Annotated in this window: 8 protein-coding genes; 7 read left to right on the top strand and 1 reads right to left on the bottom strand. The window is 50.0% G+C overall.

The features are described 5' to 3' along the window. Positions 1–520 precede the first annotated feature (520 nt). From RT644_RS19670 to RT644_RS19645, 6 genes are all read left to right on the top strand, one after another. Positions 521–1,180 carry a hypothetical protein gene (locus RT644_RS19670; protein ID WP_313627766.1) on the top strand — a complete coding sequence of 220 codons (660 nt, stop codon included), beginning with the start codon at positions 521–523 and terminating at the stop codon, positions 1,178–1,180. Positions 1,181–1,239: 59 nt separating this feature from the next. Then, entirely contained in the window at positions 1,240–1,761 is a 522-nt protein-coding gene (locus tag RT644_RS19665; protein WP_020455426.1) for a CS1 type fimbrial major subunit, read from the top strand. A 365-nt stretch (positions 1,762–2,126) separates the two neighbouring features. Then, positions 2,127–4,223 (top strand): TcfC E-set like domain-containing protein, encoded by a 2,097-nt coding sequence (locus tag RT644_RS19660; protein WP_233500425.1) that lies wholly within the window; start codon positions 2,127–2,129, stop codon positions 4,221–4,223. Continuing rightward, positions 4,220–5,503 carry a hypothetical protein gene (locus RT644_RS19655; protein ID WP_313627763.1) on the top strand — a complete coding sequence of 428 codons (1,284 nt, stop codon included), beginning with the start codon at positions 4,220–4,222 and terminating at the stop codon, positions 5,501–5,503. Before RT644_RS19660 ends, RT644_RS19655 begins: the two co-directional genes overlap by 4 nt. Before the next feature lie 32 nt (positions 5,504–5,535). Beyond that, complete coding sequence (locus tag RT644_RS19650; protein WP_313627810.1) at positions 5,536–6,813, top strand: hypothetical protein; 1,278 nt, start codon at positions 5,536–5,538, stop codon at positions 6,811–6,813. A gap of 32 nt (positions 6,814–6,845) precedes the next feature. After that, positions 6,846–8,123 (top strand): hypothetical protein, encoded by a 1,278-nt coding sequence (locus tag RT644_RS19645; protein WP_313627762.1) that lies wholly within the window; start codon positions 6,846–6,848, stop codon positions 8,121–8,123. A gap of 42 nt (positions 8,124–8,165) precedes the next feature. Here RT644_RS19645 and RT644_RS19640 read toward each other — a convergent pair whose 3' ends face one another. Next, on the bottom strand, positions 8,166–8,327 hold the full coding sequence (locus tag RT644_RS19640) for a hypothetical protein (RefSeq protein WP_313627760.1): 162 nt from the start codon (positions 8,325–8,327) through the stop codon (positions 8,166–8,168). A gap of 652 nt (positions 8,328–8,979) precedes the next feature. Between RT644_RS19640 and RT644_RS19635 the strand changes: the two genes are divergently transcribed. Continuing rightward, on the top strand, positions 8,980–9,654 hold the full coding sequence (locus RT644_RS19635; RefSeq protein WP_160268551.1) for a hypothetical protein: 675 nt from the start codon (positions 8,980–8,982) through the stop codon (positions 9,652–9,654). Positions 9,655–9,723: the final 69 nt, after the last annotated feature.

Raw genomic sequence — 9,723 nt, 5'->3', positions numbered from 1 at the left:
TTTAAACCTTCAAACCTTCAAACCTTCAAACCTTCAAACCGCCAAATCGCCAAATCGCCAAATCGCCAACTTCTATCCTTAAACTTCTAACCCTTTCTGGGTATATCTGGTGGCAATTTTCTTCCACGCTTATTAATTCAATGATTAATGCAGGAAACTCGTGCTGTGCAAGGCGCTAGCCTCCATGTTTTAGCAAAGGCTGGTTAAAGGACAAGTCAGGAGGCACATTAAAACATATTAATCTTATAAATCATCGGCATATATCACCTCAAAAATAGCAATTACTGGTCTGAGGAGTAAAATTGATCAAGATTCGGTTTTTAATAATTTATTAATCTGCATGTGTTCGGTTGCTTTAATTTCGAGGCGTGATTATCGTTGCCTCGTTTTTAGCGTTGTCTGGATACTGAATATGTGTTGCGTTTCCTTATTAAGAAAGATTTCATCTGTTTCTCTGGCTCTTATATTCGGACTTAAGATGTCTGCGGCCTTCGCTCTCCCTGAAATAGGGATTGGAAGCATGTATGACACACTGACGCCTGATAAGCAGTCTATTTCTAAACGTATTTATAATACCGGGACATCCACGGCTTTTGTCCGCATCGATCTACTGGAAGTAAATATTGATAAAAGCGGGAAAGTTAAAGAAGCACCGGTAAAAGAGATTGCGGGTAATTCTTTACAGAAAGACAGACTTATTGTCACCCCGCTCAGAATGATTATCCCGCCTGGCGGATTCCAGGCCGCAAGATTCATGTGGCCAGGCGATCGCTCGGTTGAAAAATATTATCGAGTAAGATTTGTTCCGGTTCTGCCAAAAACTGATGATGGCTTCGGATTAAATAATAAAGAAGTCGATGAATATCGTAAAAAAGCATTGAACGCAGGCCTGAATGTTTTATCTGGCTACGGCACATTAGTGATCGTTTTGCCTACAAAGCCTGTTTTTAATACGCAAATTGAATCGTCTTCACCGGCGGGAATTAAAGTAGCAAACAAAGGCACCGCCACGATTGTTCTGGAGAATATCCGCAATTGCACCTCGTCTGGTACAGGGTGTAATAGCGCTACGCGTCTTTTCATCCTGCCTGGTAAAACGAAGGTAGTAGATAAACAGAAAGGGCGCAGTACTCTTTTCACCCTTATTGAAGGGGAAAACCAAAAGAAACTACGTTTCTAGTATTAAGAAGTAAGTTGCAAATAAGCAGTGTTGTATTCTTTAAATTGAAAGGATTTTCCATGTTGACTAATAAAATTGCAAAAGCTTGTCTCTTTGGTGGTGTTCTGTCTTTATCTGTATTAGGCAGCACAACGGCGATGGCCGCAAACCAACAAAGTTACAATATCGATGTTTTCGCTCATGTTCCTAGCGATGACTTTCAGGTTGAACCTGTAGAAAGCGGATGGATTAATCAGGCTCAAGAAATTGAGTATGATATTACAACGTCCAAATTAAAAGCATTTGAAAAACAGTTCCAGTATAAGAACGTTTCTGGCGGAATTCAGGCAACATTGATGAATACCGATTCTAATGGTGACGCTATTCTGTCAAACGGTACCGATATTATTCCTCTGAAAGTTGAATTTAACGGTGTTGAACTGAGCGATACGGCGCAAACCGTTGTTGACGATACCACAGCAAAAGCTGGCGGCCGTACTACTTTGCGTATCAGCCAGTCTGACTCTAAAGCTCTTACTGTGCAGGGTGATTTTACCGGCCAGGTAGCGATGATGTTTGAGGAAGCGCTAGTTAATCCGTAACGTTTATTTCCGTTTATACCCTATAAGTTCATTATAAAAATATTATGAAAATATCATTAATACTTCTTGTTGCTGTTCCATTCGTTGTTTCGGCTGGTGATATGCAACTTGCTGCAAATATGAAAGGGCTGCCAGAAGATTTTAAGCGGTATTTTTATAATTCTGAAGTTGTCGTTCAGGTATATCTGAACGACAACTATATTTTCGATGCCAGTATTTCTCTGCGGGAAAATGGAGATATTAAACTCCTGCGAGTTATTGATGAGCAGCCAAATAGTGATCCCGCAACAAATGCAGTCTGGTCTGATTTTCTTCAGAAGGGTGTTGCCATAGGTAAATGCACAGAGTCTTGCCCGTCCGGACTCATGCAGGTTGTTTATTCTCTTGATAACTCCGCGTTAAAACTTTACACCGCTAATTATGAAACCAGCCAGGTCGTCAGCCGTTATTTGTCAGTGCCAGATGACGCACCGACCGGGTTGATTATGAATAACAGCCTCTCAATCACCGACACGGCTTCAATGCGCAGTTGGGGGATTAACTCATCTTTAACCTCTTCACTGGGCGGCTGGAGTCAACAAGCGGCGTTCCAGTCTTCAGGCACTGACGGTGAGTATCAGTACAGGAATTACAGCCTCTATCAGCTTTTCACCCAAAAAGAGTTTAAAGGCAGCTTTTTGCGTCTGGGTGTGTTTACTCCTGACAGCGATAACGGCAACGTCCAGACCGCGGGGTTTGGCAATGATACTGTTATTGGCGGCATGTGGGGAACATCGGACGCCTTGCTCGCAACCACCGACAGTGTAAGCGCGTGGCCTGTCTATGTGACGGGGCGCAATCAGTCCGTTGCTGAAGTCTGGCGCAATGGCCAAATGATCCGTACCCAGCAATTACAGGCGGGCGTACAGGCGCTGGATACCCGCCCTCTGCCGCTTGGTATTTATGATATTACGATCAAAATTATCGAAAATGGCCAGGTGGTTGATACTCAGGAAGCGCAGATTTTTAAGGCGCAGGGTTGGAATAACCCTGACAAACGCTGGCGTATGAATCTCTGGGGCGGCCAACGTCGCGCGCTGGCAAGTGGCGATGTGAGCGCGGAGGATAAGAATCCCTTTGCGGCTGGCGCGGGTATGGAATGGCTGGTCAATCCCCTGGCGACCGTTGGACTTTCCGGCGCGATGTCTCTTAAAGAGCGTCGTCTGCGGATGCGCACCAACATTACGCTTTCGCAAGACGATCGCTTTTTTGCGCAGTACACGCTGGGTAATTCGCAATATCAAGCGAATCAGGACACAGATCTCCGCTATTACCGCAACTTATATGCGGGCGGTTCCGCCAGCCTTTACTGGCGTTCTACGCTTAGCGATGTTTATGGAAGGCGCGTTCGTACCCGTCAGGCAGGTCAAACGTGGGGTGCCTCTTTGTCGTCCCGATTGCCGGGAGGCTCTTCGCTGATTCTCAATACGCAATATATTGATACCCCCTGGCGTAAAGGAACCGCGGCGGATGTTTCGTGGAGTACGCAAACACGCCTCTTTGATCGCAGTACCACTTTCCGCATGAGCGCTTATGACCGTCCGGGCTTTGATAATGATCGCCGCGATCGGGGTGTCTCTTTTAGCGTGTCGATCGCCTTGTCTCCCTCCGAAGAACATTCGGTATCTTTGAGCACCGGCCTGGAACAGGATCAGAGTTATTCCAGCCTGCAGTATCAATGGGAACCAAAAGATAAAGGGACGCTGCGCAACTTAGGCGGCGGTGTTTCCTTGAGTGCTGCGGATACTACGTTGAATGGCAATGGCGCAGTGGATACCCCCTGGATAAACGGTAACTTCTACGCGCAGCACAGTATGCGGAGCAAAACGAATATTGCAGGCGCGAACCTAAGCCAGGTGCTGGTTATGGGCGGCGGTAAGGTCGCGTCCGTCAATGGCAACAACAGTGGCATGCAGTCTGCGGTGATTGTGGATATGGATGCTGACGATAAAAACACCCGTATCCTCGCAACGGGCAATATGAGCGAACTGCGTCTGAAACCAGGCCGCAATATTTTGCCGGCGGAGCTCTGGAAAAGAAGCGATATCCAGTTTAGCGCCCCCGGTGGCGACAGTGTGCAGGTGTTCCCGGAGCGCCAGACTATCCAGATGAATCGCGGTAGCGTTCAGTATGTGAACATCAAAACAGTGAAGACCTTAACCCTGATTAGCATGCTGCAGAATGCACAAGGCCAGCTGATTAAAAACCGCTACGTCAAAAGCGATGTCGCGCAGGCCATGGTTAATGCGGAAGGGGTATTGACGCTGGACTCCGGTGTCACAAATCGCCAGTTAACGGTTCCGGCAGAAAATGGCGAGCCAGAACTGCACTGCGAAATTCCAGCCGGGTTGGATCCCAATAAGAGAGTGCAGTTTATCAGCGCGCTTAAATGCCAGCAGGTTGGTTCAGGTGCAACGAAATGAAACAGGTTGCACTGAGCTTATTTACGGGGATGGCGCTACTTGCCGGTAGCGCAACGGTGATGGCTGCCACGATGGAGATTACCGCGTCATTTACGCCATCGCTGGAAAACCCGGAAAATAACACTTTCACCAACACCACGCCCGCGGGTGGGTACTGTACGATTTATCCGGACCAATGCGTTGATCTAAAAACATTCAGTATTTCCATGGGCGGGATAACCGCGTCGCTGGCGACGGCTGGCTTCACGGTCGATTCGGATCCCCGAATGGGCGTCTATTTCAAAATGCCGGGCGCATGGCGGAATACCACGTTAATCAACCGCGAAGATGGTTCCGAAACCTCTGTCCGCTTCAGGGTGAGGGGATTCGGTGCAACGTTAAATACGCATAATGACTGGACGATAGAAGATCACAATACTGCCTGGTCAGGAAGCCCCACTGGATGGGGAAACTTTGTTTTTGCCCCTTCACCTTGCTCCTATTCCGGCGTAGGGGTTTATTCAACCAGATATTTTCGTTTTATGTGGCAATGGCCAGCCGAAAATGTGGCCTGTTATAAAGTGGCAAAAATACCGCTGACGGGTGAGCCTTACTTAATTAATGACACCAGCATCATGTATGAGCTGCAAACACCGGAGCCGCTGAAATTAACTTCAGGGCTTTATGAAGGCACCTTATCCCTGACGGTGGGCCCCGGCGGCGATATTGATTTCGGTGATAATTTTCAGGCTTCCGACACTCAGTTAAACCTTCACTTTTCCCTGAGCGTAAACCACGAGCTGAAGCTCACCACCACCCCGGAAAACCAGTCAGTCTCTCTGCAGCCCTGTGCGGCCGGAAAAATTTGTACCGCTGACGAAGGGGAGGCCAACTGGGAACGCTGGATGGTTACCCGCATCACGCCCCAGCTGACCGGCAGGAGCAATTTTAACCTGACAAGCTCGGGGAGCTTTACGGTTTTCCTCGACTGCGCCGATCAGACAGGTAAGGAGTGCGCGCTCACCAGCGATAACAGCGGACAACAGGTGCCGATGAAAGTGATGATAAATCTGCCGGAAAAGGTGGTGGATATGCAGACCGGTTCAAGGGTAAGCGGCAGGCCACTTTTGATTGGCAAAAGCGCAGGGCAGAACTATTTCACTGCAAAAACCTACGGCACAAATGAGCCCGGCAGTATCGATTTTCTGGTGCGCCAGAAAGATGTGGACACCATGCTGGCGACGCGTCCGGATACCTATCGCGGTGCGGTGAGCGTGATTTTTGATCCGAATATCTTTTGAATTTACGCGACGGCGCAGATCGAGTGAAAAAAATGAATCTTCCATTTACACGCGTGCTTTCACAGTTGCTGGCTGCATGCCTGCTTCTTGTGAGCTTCGCCTTATCGGCGGCGACAATGGATATTACCGCGTCATTTACGCCATCGCTGGAAAATCCAGAAAATAATACTTTCACCAACACCACGCCCGCGGGTGGGTACTGTACGGATTATCCTGAGCAGTGTCTTAATTTGAAAACATTCAGTATCTCCATGGGTGGAATAACCGCATCGCTGGCGACGGCAGGCTTCACGGCCAATTCTGACCCCAGGATGGGCGTCTATTTAAGGATGCCGGGCGCATGGCGGGATATAACATTAACCAACCAGGAGGATGGATCCCATACCATTGTTCGTTTCAGAGTCGGTGGATTTGGTGCAGTGTTAAATACACATAATGCATGGACTATCGATGATTATAAGGGATCCTGGTCCGGTGGAAGCTTTGTTAATGCCCCCTCACCCTGCATGTTTTCCGGTGTAGGGGCATATACAACCAGATACTATCGTTTTATGTGGCGATGGCCAGCCGACAATGCGGCCTGTTATAAAGTGGCAAAAATACCGCTGACGGGTGAGCCTTACTTAATTAATGACACCAGCATCATGTATGAGCTGCAAACACCGGAGCCGCTGAAATTAACTTCAGGGCTTTATGAAGGCACCTTATCCCTGACGGTGGGCCCCGGCGGCGATATTGATTTCGGTGATAATTTTCAGGCTTCCGACACTCAGTTAAACCTTCACTTTTCCCTGAGCGTAAACCACGAGCTGAAGCTCACCACCACCCCGGAAAACCAGTCAGTCTCTCTGCAGCCCTGTGCGGCCGGAAAAATTTGTACCGCTGACGAAGGGGAGGCCAACTGGGAACGCTGGATGGTTACCCGCATCACGCCCCAGCTGACCGGCAGGAGCAATTTTAACCTGACAAGCTCGGGGAGCTTTACGGTTTTCCTCGACTGCGCCGATCAGACAGGTAAGGAGTGCGCGCTCACCAGCGATAACAGCGGACAACAGGTGCCGATGAAAGTGATGATAAATCTGCCGGAAAAGGTGGTGGATATGCAGACCGGTTCAAGGGTAAGCGGCAGGCCACTTTTGATTGGCAAAAGCGCAGGGCAGAACTATTTCACTGCAAAAACCTACGGCACAAATGAGCCCGGCAGTATCGATTTTCTGGTGCGCCAGAAAGATGTGGACACCATGCTGGCGACGCGTCCGGATACCTATCGCGGTGCGGTGAGCGTGATTTTTGATCCGAATATCTTTTGAATTTACGCGACGGCGCAGATCGAGTGAAAAAAATGAATCTTCCATTTACACGCGTGCTTTCACAGTTGCTGGCTGCATGCCTGCTTGTTGTGCACTTCGCCTTATCGGCGGCGACAATGCACATTACGGCAGAGTTTGTGCCATCGCTGGAAAACCCGGAAAAAAACACCTTCACGAATACCACGTCACAGAGTGGATATTGTTCAATTTTGCCTGGGGAATGTGCCGGTACCGGAATGGTCAGTATCTCAATGGGCGGCATAACGGCCTCTCTGGCGACGGCTGGGTTTACGGCTAATTCGGATCCCAGAATGGGGATGTACTTTAAAATGCCAGGCGCAATGCGCAATATCACGGTGGTGAATCAGCAAACGGGCTCGTCGGTGACGCTTGGTTTCAGGGTTAACGCTTTTTCTGCAAGATACCATACGCGAGCAGACTGGCCCGTCAGCCAGCATCAATCTACGTGGAACGGCAGTAGTTTTGTATATGCTCCCGCACCCTGCGGTTATTCGGGCGTGGGCTGGATTAGCTATACCGCTTATCTATTTATGTGGAAATGGCCAGCCAGTGATTCTGCCTGCTATAAAACAGCCAGGATCAACCTGACGGACGAGCCCTATTATATTGACTTGACCAGCTTAGGGTATGAGTTAGTCACACCTGATCCGCTGAAAATGGCATCCGGCACCTATACAGGAACCCTATCTCTTAGCGTGGGTTCCGGTGGAGATATTGATTTCGGTGATAACTTTAAGACTTCCGACAATCAGTTAGATCTCAACTTTACCCTCTCTGTAAATCATGAACTGAAACTCACGCCGGCCGCCGGTGCGCAGACGGTCGCCCTGCAACCCTGCCCATCGGGAAAAATCTGCTCAGAGGATGAGGGGAAGGCCAACTGGGAACGCTGGATGGTTTCCCGCGTGACGCCGCAACTGACGGGGCGAAGCGCGTTTACGCTCTCCAGTTCCGGTGGGTTCACCGTGTTCCTGGACTGCGCCGATCAGATAGGTAAGGAGTGCGCGCTTACCAGCGATAACAGCGGGCAACAGGTGCCGATGAAGGTGACGATCAACATGCCGGATAATGTGGTGGATATGCAGACCGGCTCCACGGTGACCGGCAGACCGCTTTTCATTGGCAAAACTGCGAACCAAAACGAGTTCACCGCCAAAGTCTATGGGGCAGATAAACCCGGCAGTATCGATTTCCTGGTGCGCCAGAAAGACGTGGACACCATGCTGTCGACGCGCCCGGACACCTATCGCGCTGCGGTCAGCGTGATTTTTGATCCGAATATCTTTTGAATTCACGGAGCCACTTCTTCGCGGAACAAGTGACGCTGCCATTCAGGACGAAAGCGGCTGCGGCGGGGGGCGGGAAATAAGCGCAATATCGCATCTGGTGGTGATGGTGCGCAGGGCTTCCCGGCGCAAAAGCGTATCCGGACGCGTTGCACTACCTTTCAGTGCCGGAAAAGCAAAACCGTGAACCTGAATTACCTGGCGCATTTCCGCCAGACTGGAATTGCATAAGAAAGTGCCATTTATCAGCGCCTTCTGTTATGCGTTTTGATTTTTACAGAGAAATATTATGTCCCTACTACGCCACATTACGCGAGCAGCCTTATCCGTTTCGCTATGCGTGATAAGTTTCTGCGCTGTCGCGGCGGAAATGAATATCAGCGCCAGTTTTACTCCGTCGGCAACGAATCCGGAAAACGGCGCATTCACTAATACCACACCGGTTTCTGGGTATTGTGCGACCTGGCCTGCGTATTGCCCTGCGGGCTCCTTTGGTATTGCGTTGCCGTTAGAGCTGCGCTTAAAACAGCCGATTGTTGCCAATGATGTACCAAGAAATAACCCCTACTTCGGATTAAGTAATAAAGCCAGAACGCTACCTGTCGTTAACGAAACGACCGGCGAAGTTGCGCAAGTGACCTTCCGGATCAGTGGCTTCAGTGGGCGATACTCATTGGCCGGGAATGATTACGCCTGGGTTGGGGGATCGTATTCCTCGCCAAACTCACCTTGCCAGAACAGTGGCCCCCTTGTGGGAAACTCCAACTGGACGGCTTTTGTATGGAGAGTCACCACAGCAGAGGGCGCTTGTTATAAAGTCAGTACCATAGACAGAACAGAGCCCTCGCGCTTCTACGAAATGAGTATTGCCTACGAACTGGATACGCCAGATCCGCTGAAGATGAGTTCCGGTATCTATAAAGGTACTGCTCCACTCACCATTGGCCCCGGGGGTAACATTGATTTTGGCGATGTGTATGTAGCCAGCGATACCATGCTGAATATTAACTTTGCGCTGACGGTAACTCATGAACTGAAACTCACGCCGGCCGCCGGTGCGCAGACGGTTGCCCTGCAACCCTGCCCATCGGGAAAAATCTGCTCAGAGGATGAGGGGAAGGCCAACTGGGAACGCTGGATGGTTTCCCGCGTGACGCCGCAACTGACGGGGCGAAGCGCGTTTACGCTCTCCAGTTCCGGTGGGTTCACCGTGTTCCTGGACTGCGCCGATCAGATAGGTAAGGAGTGCGCGCTTACCAGCGATAACAGCGGGCAACAGGTGCCGATGAAGGTGACGATCAACATGCCGGATAATGTGGTGGATATGCAGACCGGCTCCACGGTGACCGGCAGACCGCTTTTCATTGGCAAAACTGCGAACCAAAACGAGTTCACCGCCAAAGTCTATGGGGCAGATAAACCCGGCAGTATTGATTTTCTGGTGCGCCAGAAAGATGTGGACACCATGCTGTCGACGCGCCCGGACACCTATCGCGGTGCGGTGAGCGTGATTTTTGATCCGAATATCTATTGAGGATATGGAACGCCCATCCTGGCGGGAGAAAGCGAACCGGCTTGATAAATGTTGTTAAGCTGAAGCGAT

The organism is Kosakonia sp. (genome assembly GCF_032104925.1).
In the GTDB taxonomy this organism is placed as follows: Bacteria; Pseudomonadota; Gammaproteobacteria; order Enterobacterales; family Enterobacteriaceae; genus Kosakonia.
The sequence above is the reverse complement of the archived record's forward strand: the minus strand, read 5'-3'. Positions and strand labels throughout refer to the sequence as shown.

Excerpts from the sequence above, each read along its gene's own strand:
- RT644_RS19635 (WP_160268551.1), top strand. The coding sequence starts at position 8,980 with ATGAGTATTGCCTACGAACTGGATACGCCAGATCCGCTGAAGATGAGT.
- RT644_RS19640 (WP_313627760.1), bottom strand. The coding sequence starts at position 8,327 with ATGCGCCAGGTAATTCAGGTTCACGGTTTTGCTTTTCCGGCACTGAAA.
- RT644_RS19660 (WP_233500425.1), top strand. The coding sequence starts at position 2,127 with ATGCAGGTTGTTTATTCTCTTGATAACTCCGCGTTAAAACTTTACACC.
- RT644_RS19645 (WP_313627762.1), top strand. The coding sequence starts at position 6,846 with ATGAATCTTCCATTTACACGCGTGCTTTCACAGTTGCTGGCTGCATGC.
- RT644_RS19650 (WP_313627810.1), top strand. The coding sequence starts at position 5,536 with ATGAATCTTCCATTTACACGCGTGCTTTCACAGTTGCTGGCTGCATGC.
- RT644_RS19665 (WP_020455426.1), top strand. The coding sequence starts at position 1,240 with ATGTTGACTAATAAAATTGCAAAAGCTTGTCTCTTTGGTGGTGTTCTG.
- RT644_RS19655 (WP_313627763.1), top strand. The coding sequence starts at position 4,220 with ATGAAACAGGTTGCACTGAGCTTATTTACGGGGATGGCGCTACTTGCC.
- RT644_RS19670 (WP_313627766.1), top strand. The coding sequence starts at position 521 with ATGTATGACACACTGACGCCTGATAAGCAGTCTATTTCTAAACGTATT.